The 20,706-nt window shown below is 56.9% G+C and carries 25 protein-coding genes and 1 tRNA gene; 8 read left to right on the plus strand and 18 right to left on the minus strand.

What is annotated here, in order from left to right:
- Positions 1-2: 2 nt before the first annotated feature.
- A complete protein-coding gene (bamC, locus tag FHK95_RS15190) occupies positions 3-1,115 on the minus strand; it encodes an outer membrane protein assembly factor BamC (protein WP_178114815.1) in 1,113 nt (370 codons plus the stop codon).
- 35 nt (positions 1,116-1,150) lie between these two features.
- Entirely contained in the window at positions 1,151-2,026 is an 876-nt protein-coding gene (gene dapA / locus FHK95_RS15195; protein ID WP_150305481.1) for a 4-hydroxy-tetrahydrodipicolinate synthase, read from the minus strand.
- Between the two features lie 199 nt (positions 2,027-2,225).
- Here dapA and FHK95_RS15200 point away from each other — a divergent pair, with 199 nt between their 5' ends.
- On the plus strand, positions 2,226-2,783 hold the full coding sequence (locus FHK95_RS15200) for a glycine cleavage system protein R (protein ID WP_150305482.1): 558 nt from the start codon (positions 2,226-2,228) through the stop codon (positions 2,781-2,783).
- 11 nt (positions 2,784-2,794) lie between these two features.
- A complete protein-coding gene (locus FHK95_RS15205; RefSeq protein WP_150305483.1) occupies positions 2,795-3,262 on the plus strand; it encodes a peroxiredoxin in 468 nt (155 codons plus the stop codon).
- A 39-nt stretch (positions 3,263-3,301) separates the two neighbouring features.
- On the opposite strand, the gene FHK95_RS15210 is transcribed toward FHK95_RS15205, so the two are convergent.
- Positions 3,302-4,387: an AI-2E family transporter gene (locus FHK95_RS15210; protein WP_150305484.1), complete on the minus strand. Its 1,086-nt coding sequence runs from the start codon at positions 4,385-4,387 to the stop codon at positions 3,302-3,304.
- Positions 4,384-4,635 (minus strand): sulfurtransferase TusA family protein, encoded by a 252-nt coding sequence (locus tag FHK95_RS15215; protein WP_150305485.1) that lies wholly within the window; start codon positions 4,633-4,635, stop codon positions 4,384-4,386. The genes FHK95_RS15210 and FHK95_RS15215 overlap by 4 nt, the downstream gene beginning before the upstream one ends.
- Positions 4,636-4,717: 82 nt before the next feature.
- Here FHK95_RS15215 and FHK95_RS15220 point away from each other — a divergent pair, with 82 nt between their 5' ends.
- The gene (locus FHK95_RS15220) at positions 4,718-6,178 is read left to right on the plus strand and encodes a M48 family metalloprotease (RefSeq protein WP_150305486.1); all 1,461 of its coding nucleotides are present in this window, start codon (positions 4,718-4,720) and stop codon (positions 6,176-6,178) included.
- Here FHK95_RS15220 and nadA read toward each other — a convergent pair whose 3' ends face one another.
- Complete coding sequence (nadA, locus tag FHK95_RS15225; RefSeq protein ID WP_150305487.1) at positions 6,179-7,219, minus strand: quinolinate synthase NadA; 1,041 nt, start codon at positions 7,217-7,219, stop codon at positions 6,179-6,181. It lies immediately after the preceding gene.
- Between the two features lie 185 nt (positions 7,220-7,404).
- Here nadA and FHK95_RS15230 point away from each other — a divergent pair, with 185 nt between their 5' ends.
- Complete coding sequence (locus FHK95_RS15230) at positions 7,405-8,046, plus strand: Yip1 family protein (RefSeq protein WP_150305488.1); 642 nt, start codon at positions 7,405-7,407, stop codon at positions 8,044-8,046.
- Positions 8,047-8,425: 379 nt separating this feature from the next.
- Positions 8,426-8,938: a DUF4142 domain-containing protein gene (locus tag FHK95_RS15235; RefSeq protein WP_150305489.1), complete on the plus strand. Its 513-nt coding sequence runs from the start codon at positions 8,426-8,428 to the stop codon at positions 8,936-8,938.
- A 370-nt stretch (positions 8,939-9,308) separates the two neighbouring features.
- Here FHK95_RS15235 and FHK95_RS15240 read toward each other — a convergent pair whose 3' ends face one another.
- From FHK95_RS15240 to FHK95_RS15255, 4 genes are all read right to left on the minus strand, one after another.
- Entirely contained in the window at positions 9,309-9,755 is a 447-nt protein-coding gene (locus tag FHK95_RS15240) for a PA2169 family four-helix-bundle protein (protein ID WP_150305548.1), read from the minus strand.
- Positions 9,756-9,823: 68 nt separating this feature from the next.
- The gene (locus tag FHK95_RS20285) at positions 9,824-10,000 is read right to left on the minus strand and encodes a YgaP-like transmembrane domain (protein ID WP_268977570.1); all 177 of its coding nucleotides are present in this window, start codon (positions 9,998-10,000) and stop codon (positions 9,824-9,826) included.
- A gap of 268 nt (positions 10,001-10,268) precedes the next feature.
- Positions 10,269-10,496: a DUF2061 domain-containing protein gene (locus FHK95_RS15250; RefSeq protein WP_150305491.1), complete on the minus strand. Its 228-nt coding sequence runs from the start codon at positions 10,494-10,496 to the stop codon at positions 10,269-10,271.
- A 40-nt stretch (positions 10,497-10,536) separates the two neighbouring features.
- The gene (locus FHK95_RS15255; RefSeq protein WP_150305492.1) at positions 10,537-11,055 is read right to left on the minus strand and encodes a ferritin-like domain-containing protein; all 519 of its coding nucleotides are present in this window, start codon (positions 11,053-11,055) and stop codon (positions 10,537-10,539) included.
- A gap of 269 nt (positions 11,056-11,324) precedes the next feature.
- Here FHK95_RS15255 and FHK95_RS15260 point away from each other — a divergent pair, with 269 nt between their 5' ends.
- The 3 genes from FHK95_RS15260 (at position 11,325) to FHK95_RS15270 (ending at position 13,780) form a co-directional block, all read left to right on the plus strand.
- A complete protein-coding gene (locus FHK95_RS15260) occupies positions 11,325-12,494 on the plus strand; it encodes a hypothetical protein (RefSeq protein WP_150305493.1) in 1,170 nt (389 codons plus the stop codon).
- Between the two features lie 9 nt (positions 12,495-12,503).
- Positions 12,504-13,235: a DUF892 family protein gene (locus tag FHK95_RS15265; RefSeq protein WP_150305494.1), complete on the plus strand. Its 732-nt coding sequence runs from the start codon at positions 12,504-12,506 to the stop codon at positions 13,233-13,235.
- 83 nt (positions 13,236-13,318) lie between these two features.
- Positions 13,319-13,780, plus strand: coding sequence for a hemerythrin domain-containing protein (locus FHK95_RS15270; RefSeq protein ID WP_150305495.1), 462 nt, complete (start codon positions 13,319-13,321; stop codon positions 13,778-13,780).
- Between the two features lie 84 nt (positions 13,781-13,864).
- On the opposite strand, the gene FHK95_RS15275 is transcribed toward FHK95_RS15270, so the two are convergent.
- From FHK95_RS15275 to ruvB, 9 genes are all read right to left on the minus strand, one after another.
- Positions 13,865-13,940 (minus strand) — tRNA-Lys (locus FHK95_RS15275).
- 219 nt (positions 13,941-14,159) lie between these two features.
- Positions 14,160-14,996, minus strand: coding sequence for a tol-pal system protein YbgF (gene ybgF, locus FHK95_RS15280; protein ID WP_150305496.1), 837 nt, complete (start codon positions 14,994-14,996; stop codon positions 14,160-14,162).
- A 9-nt stretch (positions 14,997-15,005) separates the two neighbouring features.
- Positions 15,006-15,521 (minus strand): peptidoglycan-associated lipoprotein Pal, encoded by a 516-nt coding sequence (gene pal / locus FHK95_RS15285; protein ID WP_150305549.1) that lies wholly within the window; start codon positions 15,519-15,521, stop codon positions 15,006-15,008.
- A gap of 43 nt (positions 15,522-15,564) precedes the next feature.
- On the minus strand, positions 15,565-16,845 hold the full coding sequence (gene tolB / locus FHK95_RS15290) for a Tol-Pal system beta propeller repeat protein TolB (RefSeq protein WP_150305497.1): 1,281 nt from the start codon (positions 16,843-16,845) through the stop codon (positions 15,565-15,567).
- Between the two features lie 29 nt (positions 16,846-16,874).
- On the minus strand, positions 16,875-17,966 hold the full coding sequence (tolA, locus tag FHK95_RS15295) for a cell envelope integrity protein TolA (protein WP_235906799.1): 1,092 nt from the start codon (positions 17,964-17,966) through the stop codon (positions 16,875-16,877).
- The gene (gene tolR / locus FHK95_RS15300) at positions 17,963-18,409 is read right to left on the minus strand and encodes a protein TolR (protein WP_150305498.1); all 447 of its coding nucleotides are present in this window, start codon (positions 18,407-18,409) and stop codon (positions 17,963-17,965) included. The genes tolA and tolR overlap by 4 nt, the downstream gene beginning before the upstream one ends.
- A gap of 11 nt (positions 18,410-18,420) precedes the next feature.
- On the minus strand, positions 18,421-19,092 hold the full coding sequence (gene tolQ / locus FHK95_RS15305; protein WP_150305551.1) for a protein TolQ: 672 nt from the start codon (positions 19,090-19,092) through the stop codon (positions 18,421-18,423).
- Between the two features lie 26 nt (positions 19,093-19,118).
- Positions 19,119-19,562, minus strand: a complete 444-nt coding sequence (gene ybgC, locus FHK95_RS15310) for a tol-pal system-associated acyl-CoA thioesterase (RefSeq protein WP_150305499.1) — start codon at positions 19,560-19,562, stop codon at positions 19,119-19,121.
- 66 nt (positions 19,563-19,628) lie between these two features.
- Entirely contained in the window at positions 19,629-20,672 is a 1,044-nt protein-coding gene (gene ruvB, locus FHK95_RS15315) for a Holliday junction branch migration DNA helicase RuvB (protein WP_150305500.1), read from the minus strand.
- Positions 20,673-20,706 lie beyond the last annotated feature (34 nt).

The raw sequence follows: 20,706 nt of genomic DNA on the forward strand, positions 1-20,706 counted from the left end.
GCTCAACTCAGATTGTCACGGATGCGTGTCAGTAGATCCCGCGCCAGATCAAGGTCGGTGGCACTGTCGATGCTGCGCTCGACGGTTACCTGAACCTGATTACCGATTTGCGTCAGACGTACCTGTACGCGGTCCGATTCTCCCTCTGGGGCTGGCTCATCGCGGCTGAACAGACGGGAGAAGAACCCTGCCTCTTCTGCCTGCTCACGGGCGGACTGGTCCAGATCAATGTAGTAGACGCCGGAGCTGCGATTCAGGTCGGCGACCGCCAGGTCGGCACGGCTCAACGCCCCGCCCACTGCGGCCCAGGCGCGATTGAAATCACGCTGGATGGTCAGTACCGGGTTGCCGGCACCATCCTCGCTCAGTTCTGCCGTATCAGCGACCGATCCTTGCAAAGACGTTGCGAGCGAGGCGGCACTCGCAGCTTCAGACTGGTTCAGGTAGGTTTCCATTTCCGCGAGTAAGGCGCGCTCGAGGTTGCTGTTGTCCGAATCATCGGGCCATTCGGACTGGGTCCCACCCTGGCTGCGGGACATGTGCAGCACATGGATTTCACTGTTGGCGCCCTGCACGCCCGGCTCGATACGCACGCGGAAACGCTGTTCCATCTCCTCAAGCCGGCGCCCTTCTCCCACCGAGGGAGCCAGCCGGCGAACCAGCGGATTGCTCGCCTGAAGATCGAATGCCAGCCATTCGGTTTCAAACTCGCCAAGCGAAGACGACTCACTGGCCACCGGCACCTGGTAATCATCGAAAAACTGACGGACCCGACCATATAACTCACCGGGTGCGCTGGCTGCATGCAGCCAGCGGCGCGAACCGGTTTGCTGCAGAGAGAAGCCTGCTTCATCGCCGCTTACTGCCATCGGTCGAGGGCGTGGCACCTCGAACTTTTCAGCGGTGGCCGGACCGGTCACACCCGGTACGGGCAACATGTCGCCGAGCGGCTTGCTGTTAACGCCTTCGGGAACCTGGATGCGTGGCTCGACCGTCGATAGTTGATAGTCTCCGCCACGATCACGAAAATAGCCTTCATCACCGAAAATATAACCACAGCCACTCAGACTGCTACTCAATACTGCAATAGCCAGCGCACCCGTTACAGGCTTCATCTTGTATTCCTTACTAAACATGTTCCGGGATTGGCTCACAACAGGCCGCATTGACGCAGCGCTTCGCGGACTGGCTCGTGGCAGCGAGCACTGAGGTGCGTCAAAGGCAGGCGCAGACCGTCTCCGATCAGCCCCATCTCGTTCATTGCCCACTTCACCGGTATCGGGTTGGATTCGATGAACAGAGTCTTGTGCAGCGGCATCAGTGCGTCATTGAGCCGCCGCGCAAGATCCGCATCGCCGGCCAGAGCCGCAGCGCACAGTTCATGCATGGCGCGCGGCGCAACGTTGGCCGTTACCGAGATATTGCCCTTGCCGCCCAGCAGTATCAGCTCGACCGCAGTGGGATCGTCGCCGGAGTATACGCTGATTCGGTTGCCGACCCGGTCAATCAGCTCACGCGCGCGCTGCATGTCGCCAGTCGCTTCCTTGATGCCGATGATGTTGGGGATGTCGGCCAGGCGATCGACGGTTTCCGGCAGCATGTCGCAGGCCGTACGGCCCGGCACGTTGTAGAGGATCTGGGGGATGGCAACCGCTTCGGCAATAAAGCGGTGATGCTGATACAAACCTTCCTGCGTCGGCTTGTTGTAATACGGGGTCACCAGTAAACAGGCGTCTGCCCGCACGCTACGCGCCGCTTCGGTGAGTTCGACGGCCTCGCGCGTGGAGTTGGCCCCCGTGCCAGCGATAACCGGAATGCGCCCAGCGACCTGTTCGACGACGCGCCGAATGGCTTCCTTGTGTTCGTTCATGTCGAGCGTGGCGGATTCACCCGTGGTACCGACCGCAACGATGCCGTCGGTACCCTGCTCGAGGTGAAAGTCGACCAATCGCTCGAGCGCGGGCCAGTCCAGGCTGCCGCGCGAATCCATCGGTGTTACTAGCGCCACCAGGCTGCCTGAAATCATGGAACTGCTCCGCTTGAAACGTTAATCGGCAATGGTACTTTCGCGCCGCGATCTGCACAAGGCGTGCTGCCGGCAAAGCTGCAATACAGGTGAATGCAACTGACGGTTGAACCCTTGACGGCGGACAGGGACAATAGTCCCCTTGCGTCACGCCTGTCTTGCAGTCTGGCCTGACAGAAACGCCAGTCAGAGGATCATCATGTCCATTACGCCCAGCCAGAAGGAACAGTTCCTGGTTATCACTGCAATGGGGCAGCAAACCACCGCGCTGGCTACCCTGCTGACCAAGCTCTGCATGGAGCACCGCTGCCTTGTGGTCAGCAGTCGCATGAGCCGCCACGGCACCTGCACTGCACTGCTGCTACAGATCAGCGGCAACTGGGATGCCCTTGCACGCCTGGAAACCTCGCTACCGGCTCTGGCCAAGCGTGAGCGTTTCACCCTATCGGTGAGCCGCAGCACCCCGCTGGAGGAACGCCCTCAGGCCCTGCCTTATAACGTCTTTGTTACCGCCGCCCAGCGGCCGGAGCTGGTGGCTGAGCTGTGCACCTTCTTCCAGCAGCTGGAAATCGAGCTGGAAGAGATGTTCAGCTTCACCTATATGGCCCAGCACACCGGCACACCGATGCTGAACCTTACACTGACCATCGCCATCCCGGCCAAAACCCAGCTCAGCTGGCTGCGTGAACAGTTTCTCGACTTCTGTGACGAGCTGAATCTGGACGCCGTCATCGAGCCGTGGCGCCCCCTGCATTAAGGACTGAATAAATGAGCGTTGAACTGGATACCAAAGTGCCTGATTTCACGGCTGTGGCGACAAGCGACAATACCGTCACCCTGTCGGAGCTGGCTGGACGCAAGGTGGTGCTGTACTTCTACCCCAAGGACAGCACACCCGGCTGCACGACACAGGGCCAGGCGTTTCGTGATCTGCATGAGCAATTCACTGCCGCCAACACACTGGTGTTCGGCGTATCGCGGGACAGTCTGCGCAAGCACGAGAACTTCAAGGCCAAACAGGCGTTTCCCTTTGAGCTGATCAGCGATCCTGACGAAGTGCTGTGCCAGCTCTTCGACGTGATCAAGATGAAACAGCTGTACGGCAAGCAATATGAAGGCATCGAACGCAGCACCTTTCTGATCGACGAGAACGGCGTGCTTCGCCGGGAATGGCGCAAGGTCAAGGTTCCAGGGCATGTCGAGGAAGTACTCAAAACCACTCAGGAGCTCTCCTGAGCTTGCAGACCGGCGGCCGCTGAGGCCGCCGATCCGCCACTAGACTTCCTTGACTGGCGACACTTCAATATCCGCTTCCACGCCCCGCGGCCAGGCATACAGCACCGCCTTGAACAGCGTCGCCAGCGGAATGGCAAAGAACACTCCCCAGAACCCCCACAGGCCGCCGAAGATCAGCACCGCCGCAATGATCGCCACTGGATGCAGGTTGACCGCTTCAGAGAACAGCACCGGCACCAGCACGTTGCCATCCAGCGCCTGGATCACCGCATACACCGCCAACAGCACCATGAACTCGTTGCCCAACCCCCACTGGAACAAGCCGACCATCGCAATGGGCAAGGTAGCGACCGTCGCCCCGATATAGGGCACCAGTACCGACAGCCCGACTATCACCGCCAGTAACGCCGCATAGTTGAGCTGCAGGACAGCAAAGCAGACATAACTCACGGCGCCGACGATGATGATTTCTACCGCCTTGCCGCGAATGTAATTGGCGATCTGCTGATTCATCTCGGTCCAGATGCGCGTCATCAACCTGCGTTCTCGCGGCAAATGCGCAATGAACCAGCGTGTGATGGTCTGATTGTCCATCAGGAAGAAAAACACCAGAATCGGCACCAGAATCAGGTACACCAGGATGGTGATCAACAGCGGTAGGCTGGCCAGAGACTGGGACAACAGCCATTGACCAAGCTGGCCGAATTCACCGCTGGCAGTACGGATCAGCTGGGTGATCTGCTCCTCGGACACGAACGCGGGAAAGCGCTCTGGCAGGTGTAGCAACTGATCCTGCCACTCGACCAGCATGCGCGGCAGCTCGCCGATCAATGCCAGCATCTGACGCCACACCAGCGGAATCACCACCCCGATCAGGGCACCCAGCACGCTGACAAACAACAGAAATACAATCCACACGGCCAGAATGTGCGGCACGTGCCAGCGGCGCAGCCGTTGCACCATGCCCTGCAGCAGATACGCGACCACGAGCCCGATCAGCAGGGGCGCCAGCTTGTTGCCAAAGCTGATGACCACCGCGAAACCCAGAATCAGCACGATGGCGAGGACTACCGCTTCTTCGTCTGAAAAATACCGCTGCACCCAGTTACGGAAGACTCGTATCATGCTGTCTTCCGCAGCCAGTAATGAAACTCTCCGCCTTCAATGGACGCGTTGAGCAACCGGTGGCCCGAGAGCTCGGCAAAACGTTCAAAGTCACGCTGTGAGCCCGCGTCTGTGGCACTGACGTGAAGAACCTCACCGGCCAGCATCTCGTTCAGAGCCAACTTGGCCTTGAGCAATGGCAGGGGACAAGAAAGGCCCCGCGCATCCAGCAGCCGATCTGCCTCTGATTCACACGATTTAACAACCATTTGCAGACTCCTTGTGATGCCTCAGTATAACCTTGCCAAACAGCGCGCAGACAATCATATACCGACGGGTTAGTTTACTCTCATGCAACGTATCAAAGCGGCCATCGCCATCCTGCTCCAGGTAACGCTGGTGTACCTGCTGGCAGTGGTCACGCCTGCCGCAGCAGCTTCCGAGCTGAACCTCCCTTCGCTGGGCGATACCAGTTCATCCATCATGTCCCGCGAACAGGAATATCAACTCGGCCGCGCCTGGGTTTCCATGTTGCGCGGCGCGGTTGCAACGCTTGACGACCCGCTGCTGAAAAACTTCGTCGAAGACCACGTTTACAAGTTAGCCGAAACCAGCCAGCTGGAAGATCGACGGCTGACCTTTGTCACGATAGACAGCCCTCAACTCAATGCATTTGCAGCGCCCGGCGGTGTGGTTGGGGTCAATGGCGGCCTGTTTCTCCATGCCCATACCGAGGCCGAGTTTGCTTCGGTCATGGCGCACGAGCTGGCGCACCTGTCGCAGCGGCATTTCGCACGCAATCTGCAGCAGCAGCAACGTATGCGTATACCGCTGATGACCGCCATGCTCGCAAGCGTAATTTTGGCGGCCGCTGGCGGCGGTGATGCGGGCTTTGCTGCGCTGGCCTCGACCCAGGCTGCAGCCATTCAGGAGCAGCGCCGTTTTTCCCGCCAGAACGAGCAGGAAGCCGACCGCATCGGCATCACTAACCTGCAACAAGCTGGCTATGATCCTCGCGCCATGCCAGACATGTTCGAACGGCTAGCCCAGCTAAGCCGCTTCAGCCGCACCCCGCCCGAGTTTCTACTGACGCACCCGGTGCATCAGTCGCGCATCGCCGACTCGCGCAACCGTGCCGAGCAACTCAGTGGTAATGATCGCAAGGACAGCGTTACGTACCAGATGATGCGGGCCAGGGTGCAGTTACAGTATGAACAGAGCCCGGGGCTGGCCGCTCAACGCTTCAAATTGCTGCTGGACGAGCACAACGGAGAGCATGACGCAGCCCGCTATGGCCTGGCGCTGGCGCTGACGCGCAGCGGGCAATACGACGAAGCGGCGCAGGCGCTGCAGCCGCTCCTTGAAGCGCGTAGCACCGATATTGCCGTGAACCTCGCACAGGTCGAGCTGGATGCCGGTCGCAATCGACCGGAGCTGGCGCTGCAACGACTTGATCAGCTCTTGGCGGTAGCGCCAAACAGCTACCCGCTCTTGCAGAGCAAGGCTGACACCCTGCTAGGTACACGGCAATACAAGGATGCAGAACAGGTGATCAATCGCCTCGCCAGTCTGCGTAGCGACGATCCTGACGTCTGGTTTCTAGCAGCGGAGATTCGTGGCCTGGCGGGGAACATTCTGGGAGTGCACATGGCCCGCGCCGAATACTTCATGCTGGCAGGCGATCTGGATCAGGCCGGCCAACAACTTGACCTGGCATTGAAGCGTGCCGATGACAGCTTCGTCATGACCTCGCGCATCAATGCGCGCAAACAGGAGCTTGCGCGCCAGCGCGAGATCATCGACGGCTTCTGATCAGCTGCGAGCCTTGCTGGTGAACTCCAGCATCCGCTCCAACGGCTTGATGGCTTTTGGAATCAACGCTTCAGGCACAAGGATCTCATCCGTGCCCTGCTCCAGCGCCTGCAGTACGCGAGGCAAGGTATTCATCGCCATCCAGGGGCAGTTGGCGCAGCTACGACATGTCGCGCCGCTACCGGCCGTTGGCGCCTCGATCAACTGCTTATCCGGCGCGCCCTGCTGCATCTTGTAGAAGATACCGCGGTCAGTAGCAACGATGAACGTCGGATTAGGCAGCGTCTGGGTCGCCTTGATCAGCTGACTGGTCGAACCAACAACATCGGCCAATTCCACGACCGGTGCCGGGGATTCCGGGTGAACCAAAATGGCTGCGTCCGGATACACCTTTTTCAGATCTTGCAGCGCCTTGGCCTTGAACTCTTCGTGCACGATGCAGGATCCCGACCAGAGCAACATGTCCGCCCCGGTCTTCTGCTGGATGTAGCCACCCAAATGCTGATCTGGAGCCCAGAGAATCTTCTCGCCCTTATCCATCAGGTGCTCGACAATCGCCTCGGCACAACTGGAGGTAACCACCCAGTCCGCCCGCGCCTTCACCGCTGCTGAGGTGTTCGCATAGACCACCACGGTTCGATCCGGATGCTGATCGCAGAACGCTGAAAACTCATCTATCGGACAGCCGATATCCAGCGAACAGGTGGCCTCCAACGTGGGCATCAGCACCCGTTTTTCGGGGCTGAGGATCTTCGCCGTCTCCCCCATGAAACGGACACCAGCCACCACCAGCGTACTCGCCGGATGGTTCTTGCCGAAGCGCGCCATTTCCAGGGAGTCGGACACACAGCCGCCCGTCTCTTCCGCCAACGCCTGTATCAACGGATCGGTGTAGTAATGCGCGACCAGCACGGCATCATGCGCCTTAAGCGCAGCCGCAATACGCGCCAGATAGTCAGCCTGTTCAGCTTCGCTCAGCACGCGAGGCGCTTTGGCCGCCAAATGTGCCTGAACCAGTACACGCTCGGGAATCTGAGACATAGTTGGAACCATTCAATGAAGTTGACCCACTCATAATACCATGCCTGACCAAGTCTTCGGCCGCCTGTTGTCGCCGACCCCCCATAGCACTGGGCTGCCTAAGCCAACCGTCGCGTGAACTAAGCGCGGATCTATCAAGTCAACCGTAACAAGCCCAGCCTGTTTAATAACTCCAGGAGCTTGTCATGTTTCAACTTTTGCCCAAGCTGTTCACCGCCCCGCGTTCCGCCTGGCTGCCTATTCGGGAACACGCGGAGCAACACCCGTGGGGGTTTCTTCCGGTCTTGCTTGTACTGTCGCTCATACCTGCCATCTGCGCCTACTTCGGCACGGCTCACGTCGGGTGGGAGCTCTTCGGTAGCGAAAATCCTACCTACCTTAACCAGGCCAGCGCGCTGTATCTGGCGGTCATGGTTTATCTGGGCTTTCTCTGCGGCGTTTCTATCATGGCGTTGATGACACGCTGGGTCCTGTTTCGTACACCCGTGCGCCCGAGCCTGCTGCTCGCTTTCACCTTTGCCACCTGCCTCTCTGTTCCGCTGATGCTGGCCAGCATCGGAGCGATAATACCGCTGCGCATGATGCTTCTACTTTTCGCATTCCTGGGCACCCTGTATTCCGTAATTCTGCTGTTCAGCGGGCTTCCGGTGTTCATGCATTTGAAGCGCAACGACCACACGCGCTTCTATGCTGCCTGCATCCTCGGCGTCGGGTTTCTGGTCTTCCTCACCAACGGTTTTGTCTTCATGGAACTGTGGTGGCAACCCCTGAGTGGTGGTGAATACATAAGCGAGCCCAGCGAGCCTGAAAGCCTGCCACAGCCATGAACAACATCGTTTCGAGTGTCTCGAGTTAGAGTCGGAGATCAACCTGACTTCATAAAGTTCAATTCGTTATTGGATTATTCCGGTGCGTTCCAATGTAACGTTTTTACGAACTTTTGAATAAATAGCCAATCCATATTACCGAGTCGAGCGAAACGCTCATGTCACACACCGACGCATGGAGGAAGAATGAAGCGGCAAGATAACGCTCCGCATCCTGAACCGATGGCGGAAACTCAATCCGGAGCGGCACCCTTCCCGTATAAGAATATACTCCCAGAGTTCTGTCCCGACCTTATCGGACAGCGCGATTTTTATAATCGTCTGGCAAGCGTTTACGCCCAGGCATAGCGAATCATCAATAAACCGAAGGATAACTAACATGACTACAGTGAACTATATAAAGAACGGTATGCTCGCAGTAATTCTCGGATTCTCTGCATCGTCCTGGGCTCAGGATATGGATGCGACTGAATTTGTTGATGAAGCCACCGCCAAGGGTATCGCCGAAATCGAAACGGCGAAGCTTGCTGTCGAGCAAGCGCAAAGTCCTGAGGTCAAGTCTTATGCCGAGAAAATGATCGAGGACCATACCCAGCTCAATCAGGATCTGAAGGAACTTGCCCAGGAGAAGAATCTGGAAGTTTCGGATGATGCGACCTTGATGGACCAGGCAAAGGCCATGATCCTGGAAATGCGCGAAGGTGAAGCGTTTGACGATCACTACGCCAGCAACCAGGTAAACGCCCACGAACAAACCATCGAATTGTTCGAAAACGCTGCCGAGAATCTGAACGACGAAGACCTGCGCAAACTCGCCAAGGACAGCCTTGAAACACTACGCGAGCACCTTGCTACCGCTAAGGAACTGGAAGCCCAATTCGAAGCTGAGTAAAGCTCAAGCGTGTTACCGTGGGGCAGCGCTCCGGCGCTGTACCCACCTTAGAGCACCTTGCCTTTCTGCATTATCCGCACCCTCCGCCCCATCATCCGCGCTAAGTAATGACTCTCCCGCCTTCGCAATAACTCCCACGCATCGACCGTTCTATCATTTGGTCTTTGGACCCCTAAACAGATCCCCAATCCCGTATCTATTGCTGCGTCCGCCCACCGGACACAGGATATCGCGACCAAGCACTCTATCACTCAGGCCCGCGAGACCAGCTCATGCTCGCTCCTGCATCCAGATAGCGACCGGCCGATTACGTCGAATACGCGCACAAAAAAGGGCAGCCTGAGCTGCCCTTTTCAACGACGCTTAGTGATCAGGACTTGTGGCTATCGCGTAGCGCCTTGACCTCATCATGATTACGCAGAACACCCTCATACTGACGCTGCACGACGGCACGAATATCCGGTGGCAGGTCCTTGTCGAGCGCCTTCTTGTAGCTTTTCTTGGCTACATCTTCACCGCGCTCACATTCGTTCAAAACGGCCTGATCGTCTTTACCTGTAATCGCCGATTTTATGTCTACCCAGCGCCGGTGCATATCACCGCTCATGCTGGTACTGTCTTCCGGATCGCCTCCGAGCTGGAGTACCAGGGCTTGTAACTCTGCGGCCGCCTTGCCACATTCTTGCGCACGCGCCGAAAAGGTATTTTTCAGATTCACGCTTTGCGCATCTTCAGCGCACTCCTTGAAGCCAGCCTCACCATCTTTGCTGGTTTCAATCAGGTCGTTAAGTGTGGAGATTACATCTTTAGTGTCCATGGTCGTCATAATTGACTCCTGTTAGAACGAAAGTGTTGTTTACTCGAGCACACGCAGCGAATAGCGCTTCAGCCCATCTTTTGCATCATTTTCTTCTTCATCTCGCAATGACCTGTCATTCCGCGGTAAATCGCCGCCCCGCCCATGGCAAGACTGATTAACCCGAACAATCCGCCTTTGCGCAGCCCTTTGCTCAGCAGCAAGGCACCACCTGCCACGGAAATCACACGCTCCATGCCGGTCACGTTAATCTCACTGGAGGTTCCGGACTTGACTGGGCTCGTCTGGGTCTGAGGCTGGGTCGCCGGACCCGCGTTGGGGGTTGTACTCGTCGCCGTGACATTTCCCTGTTGAGGCTGATTTGTCTGAACCATAAGTTTCCCCTTCTAAGTTTGTCGTTAAAGTATTCAGCAGCGGAGGGAGTTGCCGCGTGTAATAAAGACCCGCGGGCCATCGAGTGGTTCAACTACTCCGCATTCACACCTAAAAACAAGAAAGCTACCCGACAATTATTCATCGACTGCTACGGCGGCCTAGATTTCCATGGCCGAGCCCTTTCTGTGGACTTCGCTCAGATCCGAATTTCTGCCAAGCTTTCTCGTGAAAGTGATAAGCAACGGTATTTACAATGGGTTCGATAAGGGCAATCAAACCGCCCGTTATAACGCTCCCCGTAATTAAATAGGCGACAGTAAACGCAACGATGAAATGAACAACTGCGAAGGTCAATGTCTTCAGCATTTCACTCCCGCTCGGAACAGTTCCAGGCCCGGTCCGATGATTATCGTTTTGCCGCCATATCAGGGTTGGCGTCGCGAGTAAGATAAGCTTGCGTAAGCTCTGGTAGGTGGGCTTTCAACCAGTCCGCCATTGCTTCTTCTTGCGGAAGTATTTGTTCACAGGCGCGCTGCGTTTCGAGATCACCAACTGCCTTGGCGGCCGCAATCAAAACCGTATAGGAAGCAATTTCCATATGTTCGAACACATACCCGGCCATCGCACCTTTAACGACTTCGTCACTGACAAACATGCCGGAAGCGCCCTGACTGAATGCCATTAGCTTGCCGCCTATATCCTTAATTGTGGAAGGGCTGGTGTTCAGCCGCGCCAGACACTCATCCAGAAGCTTTTGCTGGCCCAGGGTCTCCTCAATATGCTGGTCGATCCGTGCCTTGAGTTCTGGATAATGTTCTAGCCGCGAAGACTGCGCTTTCAACATTGATTCAGCCTGCTGCTCCATCGCATGCGCATCCCGTAGCCAATCAACCAGATTATCGACTTTCGCCTCTTTACCGGCCATCTGGATGCCCCCTTGTGAATGAGCCTGTTACTTCAGAAAGGGCAAAGCGAACGAAGTTCCGCCCAATGCAAACAAAGAATATACGCAGCTGGATTACACGCTCTCCGCTCCTGCGCTTATCTTTATCCCCCGCCGGGATATGATTCCTCCATAGATTCAAGCGTCCCATTAATAACTATTTAATATATAAAAACTCTGAACGTTCTGGCAGATCAAACTTCTACTTTGTACTACTACGTCAACATGCCACTAACCGCTGGAGGCATTTCATGCACGGACTTACGGGAATATTCGACAACCAGGGCGTTCCGCTTGAAAAGCAGGAATTCTCCTGGAAGGAAATTGCCAGCAAGCCGATCAGTAAACTGGACGATGATGCTTTTACCCGGGTGCGCGTGATACTTATGAATGGTATCGAGCAAGACGCCTTGAGACTGAAGCATATCGGTGCACGGATGAATAAATCGCTACGGCTGCCTCTGGCTCAGGTGCGGCGAGTAGAACAGCACCAGATGACCTCGATCAACTGGCTCCTTTCCTCCGACCACTCGCCTCTGGAAACCACTGTTGCGTATGAGCAGGTAGCGATCGAGGTGACTGCGGCAGTTGCGCAAAACGAACCTGACCCCTATCAGGCGCAGACCTACCGCTTTGGTCTGCTGGAAGATTTTGATCACTTATATCGTTACTCCGCCATGCTCGACCGACTGGAAGGCAAGGATGCAAACAACATCCTGCAGGGGTACACCGACATCATCCCCGCCCGACCCACCTCCGAGCACCACCGCGCGCCGGAAAGTGATTTACGCGACAATTATGAGAAAGATAGCGCAGCGCTGATTACCAAGATTCACGCCGCCATGATTACGGCTGCTGAATATCAGACCCACGACTACTACATGAACATCGGCCCACTGTTTGCCGACCCCGTCGCCCGTCAGCTCTATGCCGAGATCGCGTCGGTGGAGGAGCAGCATGTGACGCAGTACGGTTCATTGATGGACCCCGATGAATCATTCCTCGAAAAATGGCTGATTCACGAAGCCATGGAGGTCTACAACTACGAGGCCTGCGCCAAACAGGAGGATAACCCCCGTATCAAGGCCATGTGGGAACGCTTCCTGGACTACGAGCTGGGGCACCTGAACCTGGTCTGTGACCTGTTCAAGCAGTACGAGCGCCGTGACCCAGCGGAAATCCTCGGTGGTTCTGTGCCCGCCATGATCGAGTTCAAGAGTCAGCGCGAGTTCGTCCGCAAGGTGGTTGCCGAAGAAGTCAACCTGCGTACCTCGGGCAGCAATTATGTCCAGAAGCAGGAAGAAAGTCCGTTGTCGCTGGCTTACCGGACCCAGATGAACACCCCCATTATCCCGTCGAACATTGCCTCTGCAGGCTACGAATGGCGACCGGGCACCGAATTGGCAGAGAAAAAATCCTAGGAGGCTTCCATGGCAAGCTCAGCAAAAATGGGCCATAACCTGACCGGCGCCCAGATGTCCCCCAAGGACACGGAAAAGATGGTCGATCTGATCAAGCGCTACCCGGCGGACGTCCCAGGCAACGCATCAGACCTGTTGATTGCCCGTCGTAATGAAACCAGCGAATCCGACCGCATCGGCTCGGTACCTGTGCCGGGTTCCGCCAAGGGGAAGCTAAAGTCGACCTTTGAAAAGATGATGGGCAAGAACCCTGAGGTGCTGATCGACAAGCTCGGGGAACGGCTTGCTTACGAGCGCACCGGCGTGCGCCTCTATGAAGCCGCCATCGCCAAGGTTCAAGCTCTGGATACCGGCGCCGGTGCCCCACCGGACCTGCTGAAGACGCTGCAGACCATACGCAACGAAGAAGAAGAGCATTTCCATCTACTGGTTGCCGCGGTGGAAAAGCTCGGCGCAGATCCAACAGCGATGACCCCATCAGCGGACGTCGCTGGCGTCATCGCCCTTGGCGTGATGCAGGTTCTCACCGACCCCCGCACAAACATTTCCCACGCGCTCAATGCACTGCTGACGATTGAGCTGGCTGATAACGCGGCGTGGGAGCTATTGATTGAGATGGCCGAGAGTGCGGGCCAGAAGAGCATCGCCAAAAGTTTCGGAAAAGCCCTTACCCAGGAACAGCAACACGTTGCCAATATCAAAGCACTACTCAGACAGGACCAGCTAACCCAGTTGTCCTGATAAAAAGCCCGACACAGGCTCAGGGCCGACTCGGTCGGCTAGCCTATCCGCATTCCGTTGCGGAGCCCATATGAGGAAATACCATGAATGCCATAGAGCTACTGGTCCAGGATCATGAAAAGCTCAAGAAGCTACTTGAACAGATCAGTTCCACTACCGACCGAGCGGCCAAGACACGTGCTGACGTTCTGGCGCAGATCGAAGCCGAAGTGCTGAGCCATACTCAGATTGAAGAAAAGATTTTCTATCCCGCCTACCGCGACGCGAGCGACAAGGAAGGGGTGAAGATGTATCACGAGGCAGTCGAAGAACACCGCGCTGTCAGCGAACTGGTATTACCGGATTTGCTGAAAACAAAGCCCGACTCCGTGCAGTTCTCCGGACGTATCAAGGTGCTCAAAGAACTACTGGAACATCACATGGAGGAGGAAGAAAGCGAAATGTTTCCTGAGGCCAAAGAGGTTCTCAAGCCCGAGGAGCTGGTCAGACTGGGACAGGAAATGGAAGCAATGAAGAAAACCATCAAGGCCGAGATGAAGAAGTAACAACGCTGTCGGGGTTGGCGATCGGCTGCCCCGGCAAGCACAATCGGCTCAAGCGGGATTGTAAAGCGAAGGACATCAAGAAAGTGGTGGGTCGTGTAGGATTCGAACCTACGACCAATTGGTTAAAAGCCAACTGCTCTACCAACTGAGCTAACGACCCTTTTGATGCGCGGTATATTACTGATTTAACACAGAAACTCAAGAATTTTTTTGCAGATTTTTATACGTACAGAGTCGTCTGCACGACTGTCACAGCAAACTCGGCGACCCACGATATACAACTGTCGCAACGGCCACAGGCCCAACCTTGGGTATCGGTCAGGGCTGATCCGAAGATTCAGGGAAACGGCAGAGCGAACGCCCTGCCGAGGGAGATAGCCTAACTGAGGTTATCCAGATCGCGCCGCGCTAATTGGGCCGCGGACGAACTCGGGTGCTTGGACAGCACCTCCTGATACAGCTGCCGCGCCTTGTCCGCATTACCTAAACGGCGTTCGACATCTGCCAGCTTGTACAAGGCATCCGCCTCTTTACGATGCCCCGCAAAATTACTGATGACCTGTGCGAATGCGCGACCGGCTGACTCCAGGTCCGACTCTGCCAGATACACCTCACCCAGCCAATACTGCGCGTTACCCGCATAGCTGCTATCGGGATAGCGACGCAAAAACGCATTGAACGCCATGGCTGCTTTCTCGAAGTCGCGCGCTTTGACCAGATCAAAGGCGGCTTCGTAAAGCAGCTTTTCCCGTTCGGGATCTGCCGGGGCCTGCTGAGTACCGCCGTTGGATGGCGACGCAGCTGGGGCGTTCGCCCGTGGTGCCTGTTCGGCCGGGGGCTGAACGGTTGCAAGCGGATCATCGGGCGAGCCATTGCCCGTCCCGTTCCGCAGTGGTGCTGTGGTACCGCCCGTCAAAGATGATAACCGGCGATCAAGATCTTCGTACTGATCCAGCTGATTCTGTTCCAGCTGCTTCAGTCTATGTTCCTGCTCTTCAAGCAGGCCTCGCAACATCGATACTTCCTGCTGCAGCTGATCCAGCTGCTGCATGAGCTGGCCCTCAAGCGAGAGCCGGCCCCCAGACGTCGCAGGCGCAGGAGTGGCTGGCTGGCTGGGGCGAGCTCCGCCCGAGCTACCATCGATAATCGGTGCCTGTGCCAAAGCCGTTAACGGCGACAACAGACAGATAAACGCAACACTCCTGAACCCTTTCATGCGACCTCTTTACTTACGCAGTTCTACGCGACGGTTCTGAGCCCAGTCTTCTTCGCTGGAACCCAGTGCATCAGGCTTCTCTTCACCGTAGGAAACCAGCTCCAGCTGTGCAGGAGAAACGCCCTGCAGTACCAGATAGCGCTGAACCGCACCGGCACGACGCTCGCCCAGAGCCATGTTGTACTCGCGAGTACCGCGCTCGTCGGTATGCCCTTCAAGCACTACGCGATTACCTTCGGACTTGAGATCCTTGGCGTGAACGTCCAGGGCCTGCATGGCTTCCTGTTTCAGATCAGCGCTGTCGAATTCGAAGTAGAAAGTAGTGATTGCGCGCAGAGCGGCTTCTTCGCTGCTCACACCGTCATCCATCGAGGAAGGAGAGGTGCTGGTGTAACCGGCGTTCGGGTCAGTTGCCCCGGTGCCAGCGCCAGTGCCAGAGGCATCACCGCCCTTGGAGGAACAACCTACAACCAGACCAAACGCTACAACCAGAGCTGCGAACTTGCCGAACTTGATAACTTCCATCATAAAACTCCTGAAAACCCCATACGGTTTGTGTTGGTGCACCCTAAGGCAGGTACGGTGACCATGAAGGCACGCGCAGGTCGGTGAACTGGGTCGGTATGACCGACCGCGCACGACCATTAGTCGAGACCAGCATGAGTACGCCTTTTCCCTGTTGACGGGTGGCATAAATTAACATAGTGCCGTTGGGAGAGACAGTAGGAGACTCATCCAGCGACGTTTCTGTCAAAATCCTCAGATTGCCGCTCTTCAGATCCTGAGTGGCAATATGAAAATTACGGTAGCCCTGCTGCCGGTGAACCATGACCATGGTCTGGCCGTCCACCGATAGCTTGGCGTTGGCATTATAGTTGCCAACAAAAGTTAAGCGCTCTGACGAGCCGCCATTGATATTCTGCTTGTAGATCTGCGGACGCCCGCCTCGATCCGATGTGAACGCGATGGTGTTGTTGTCCATCCAGCTCGGCTCGGTATCGATCCCGTAATGATTGGTGACTCGCCGCATATCCTTGGTAGCAAGGTTCATGACGTATATCTCGGGATTGCCATCACGCGATAGCACGAAAGCCAACCGCTTTCCGTCAGGCGACCACGCCGGCGCACCGTTGAGGCCTTCGAAACTGGTGATACGCTCGCGCCGTCCGGTCTGTACGTAGTGCACATAGATCTCGGGCCGGCGAGATTCAAAAGATACATAGGCAATCCGCTGACCATCCGGTGCGTAGGACGGCGTCAGGATCGGCTCCTTCGACTGCAGCAGGGTCACCGCACGCGCCCCGTCATAGTCCGAGCGCTGCAAGGTGAAGCGCGTATTATCGGCCGAATGACGTTCTGCTGCGACATAGAGCAGTTTGGTATTGAACGCACCCTTGATGCCGGTCAGCTCCTCGAAAACCTCGTCACTCACGCGGTGCGCCATATCGCGCAGCTGGCTCCGGGTACCGCTGACCGTCTTGGACAACAGCACTTCTTCGCGGGCCACGCCATACAACACATATTTGATTTCGAAGCGATCGGCCGCCGCGCTGGTCACTCGACCAGCCACAACGTACTGCACGCCCAAGGCATTCCAGTCCCGGGGAAATATTTCGCTGGCCTGGGTCGGATAGCTGAGCATATTCCCGCGATCAAAGGCGGCAAACATGCCCGTGTTGCCCATGTCATTCCCGACAATCTGGGCAACATCTTCCGGCAACGGGTCTGAGCCCTGCGTGCCGAAGGGAACCACGGCAATTGGGGTTGCCTTGTCGGTACCGCGGGTGATTTCAATGGCATTCTGCGCCACTGCCGTTTGGGCAATGAACAATACGGCCACAGCCGCCATCCATAACCGGGTTAATTTCGCTGCATTTCTCAAAATGACAAATCCTCTGGCCTGAATCGCAGGGTTAGGTTGCGGAACCTGCGATCGAACGTGGTTGGATCTTCCCGCGATAATTGCTGCATTTCCGGGATCCGTCCCACATTACGTACCGCCTGCACTGCCGATTGGTCAAAGCCCGCATCACCGCTCGAACGTGAGACTACCGCATCGGTAATTTGCCCGGTAGGCAGCATGCTGATTTTTACTTCCACTACCATACCGTTTCGCGCGGTCGGCGGCCGGCGCCATTGGGCGCTGACGTAGCGCCTGATAACGTCTTCATAACTGGCCGCCACCTCATCGCCTACGTTATTGGCCTGGGCCTGCTGATATTGCGTTTCATCTGCCAGCAGCTCCGCCAACGCCTTGGCGCGGGCGTCTTCCTGTTCACGCTTCTGTTTTGCGACGCGATCAGCTTCCGCTTTTTTCCTTGCGTCCTCGGCAGCCTTCTTCTTGGCGTCCTCGGCAGCTTTAGTCTTGGCCGCTTCAGCCGCTTTCTTTTTGGCGTCTTCTTCGGCTTTGCGCTTGGCGTCTTCTGCAGCCTTCTTCTTGGCGGCTTCGGCCTCCGCGGCTTTCTTGCGCGCCTCTTCCTCGGCTGCCTTACGTGCAGCATCCGCCTTGCGTTTTATCTCTTCTTCAGCCTGCTGCTTGGCCTTCTGTTCGGCCTCGGTACGTGCCGCAACAGCCTTTTGCTCCTGCTCTGCCTGGGCGGCTTCAGCTGCCGCAGCCGCGGCCGCGGCCGCGGCCTGCTTTTCCGCTGCGGCGGCGCGCTGCGCGGCTTCCTGCTCCTGTTGCTGTTCCTGTTGTTGCTGTTCGAGTTCTTCCGCCTCGTGGCGTGGCGCCGCCGTGCGTGCCGATTCGCCAGCAATCTTCTGGTCGGTCTGGTTGGTTGCCGGACTTTTCGAATCGAGTTGCACCAGAGTCGCCTGCACGATCGGTTTGGCCGGCTCGAATTCGGGTGCCGACGAAAACGAAACGAACAACAGCATCGCCACCACCAGGTGCACCGCCAGCGCCTTTATTAATGGCGCAGCGTAGCCTGCTGATTCTTCCTCCGGAAACCGGTCGTCGCGCGTATTCACGGTGCCTCGGTAATCAATCCGACATTGGGAACGCCAGCTTGCTGGAGCGTTGCCATAGCGGTTACCACGATGCCGTAATTGGCCGTCTCATCGCCTCGTATATATACCAGCGTATCCGGACGGGCAGTGATAATCTTGGTCACCTTCTCTGACATCTCTTCCAGCGACACAGCGCTCTCTGTCTGGTTCTCGGTATCCACTGCTTCACCCAGATTCCAGTAATAGGTACCGTCCGCCAGTACCGACAACGTCAGCACCTGCTGATTGCTGTCCGATGGAAGCACTTCACTGGACACCTGAGGCAGGTCGACCTTGACGCCCTGGTTGAGCATGGGCGCGGTCACCATGAAAATTACCAGCAGCACCAGCATGACGTCGATATAGGGCACGACGTTCATCTCGGCTACCGGCTTGCGTTTACGGCGTCTGCCTTGCACCTGCATCGTGACTCCTGTTATTCGTCTCGGCTGTGCACACGGCGGTGCAGAATGCTCGAGAACTCGTCAGCGAAGGTGTAATAACGGCTGATCAATGACTCCGAGCGCGCAGAGAACCGGTTGTAGGCAATGACCGCAGGGATCGCCGCGAACAGACCCATGGCCGTCGCGATGAGTGCCTCGGCGATGCCCGGTGCCACCGTTGCGAGGGTAGCTTGCTGAACCGTCGCCAGCCCACGAAATGAGTTCATGATCCCCCAGACCGTACCAAACAATCCCACATAGGGGCTGGTTGAGCCGACCGTGGCCAGAAACGACAGATGCAGCTCGAGCTTTTCTTCCTCGCGGGAGATAGCTACGCGCATGGAACGTTGAACCGCGTCCATTACCGCTTCAGGATCGACGCCGGCCTGCTGACGCATCCTGGAGAATTCCTTGAACCCGGCACGAAATATCTGCTCAAGCCCAGAGTTGGTATCCGGGTCGGTGGTGACCTGACGATACAGTTTGGACAGGTCTATGCCAGACCAGAACCGGTCCTCGAAATCGTCCAGCGCGGCCTTGGCCGAGCGAATAGTGGTGCTGCGCTGGAAAATCATTACCCAGGACACCACGGATGCGGCAACCAGTAACAACATAACCAGCTGTACCAACAGACTCGCACTGGATATCAGGTGCCACATCGACATTTGATCAGCTTGCACTCTTGCCTCTCCTAACTCGGCCGTACAGGTGCTGCCTTGCAAGCCAGAAAGGCTTCGCTCAAGGCAGCCGGAATTTTTATGGGCTTGTAGTGGTCTGCATTAACACAGGCTACGAGAACTTCGCCCTCACATAACAGCAACTCATCTGCTCGCCTCACCTGCTGGCGGAAGCGGACGCTCGTGCGCTTGAGTTCCAAGACCTCCGCACTGATGACAAGTTCATCATCCAACCGAGCCGGCGCATGATAACGGGCGGCTACAGAGTGCACGACGAATATGACGTTGTCGTCCTGCAACCTGCTCTGGTCAAACCCCAGGCTGCGCACCAGCTCGGTTCGCGCCCGTTCCATAAACTTGAGATAGTTGACGTAGTAGACGATGCCCCCGGCATCGGTGTCCTCGAAGTAGACCCGGGCCCGTATGGAGAACGGCGTCCCTGAATAGTCAGCGCGCATAATGTAGATATAACCGAAGCTCTTGCATATAGAAATTCCCCGGGAATCGAAAATATTTATTCTGCATCAACCGGGATCGAACAGGTCCCGAGACATCTCCTCCATTTTTGCGGGAAGATCGAGGCCAAAATACAGATAGGTGTGCCGGGTAACAACCCGCCCCCGCGGGGTGCGCATGATCAAGCCCTTCTGGATCAGATACGGCTCAAGCACATCTTCGATCGTGTGGCGTTCCTCGCTGATAGCGGCGGCCAGGCTATCAACCCCGACCGGGCCACCGTCGAACTTATCGATCATGGTCAACAGCAGTCGGCGGTCCATGTGATCAAGCCCCTGCTCATCCACATCCAGCAGATTCAAGGCTCTGTCGGCAACATCCTTGGTTATCTGCCCCTGACTGCGTACCTCCGCGAAATCGCGCACGCGGCGCAACAGGCGATTGGCGATACGCGGCGTGCCACGCGAACGGCGTGCAATCTCCCGAGCGCCGTCTGGATGCAGGTCCAGGCCCAGAATCCCGGCGGAACGGCCCACGATGATGGCCAGGTCATCCACCGCATAAAACTCGAGCCGCTGGACGATACCGAAGCGGTCACGCAGCGGATTGGTCAGCATCCCGGCGCGGGTGGTGGCTCCAACCAGGGTGAACGGCGGCAGATCAAGCTTGATCGAGCGCGCCGCAGGCCCTTCGCCGATCATGATATCGAGCTGGTAATCTTCCATCGCTGGGTAGAGTATTTCCTCTACCACCGGCGACAAGCGGTGAATCTCGTCTACAAACAACACATCGCCCGCTTCAAGATTGGTCAGCATGGCGGCCAGATCCCCGGCCCGCTCGAGAACGGGTCCTGAGGTGCTCTTGATCTTGACGCCCATTTCCTGGGCAATGATATTGGCCAGCGTGGTCTTGCCCAGGCCGGGCGGACCGAAAATCAATACATGGTCCAGCGCCTCGCCACGACCCTTGGCCGCCTTGATAAACAATTCCATCTGCTCGCGCACGGTTGGCTGACCGATGTAATCGGCTAGTCGGTACGGACGAATCGCCCGATCTATCACTTCTTCCTGCTGCCGAGGTCCGGCAGCGATCAAACGGTCTTCTTCCAGCATGCGGTGTCCGTGGTTAACGCAATAATTGTTCAGT

The sequence above is a fragment of the Pseudomonas saliphila genome (assembly GCF_008638345.1).
Taxonomy (GTDB): Bacteria; Pseudomonadota; Gammaproteobacteria; order Pseudomonadales; family Pseudomonadaceae; genus Halopseudomonas; species Halopseudomonas saliphila.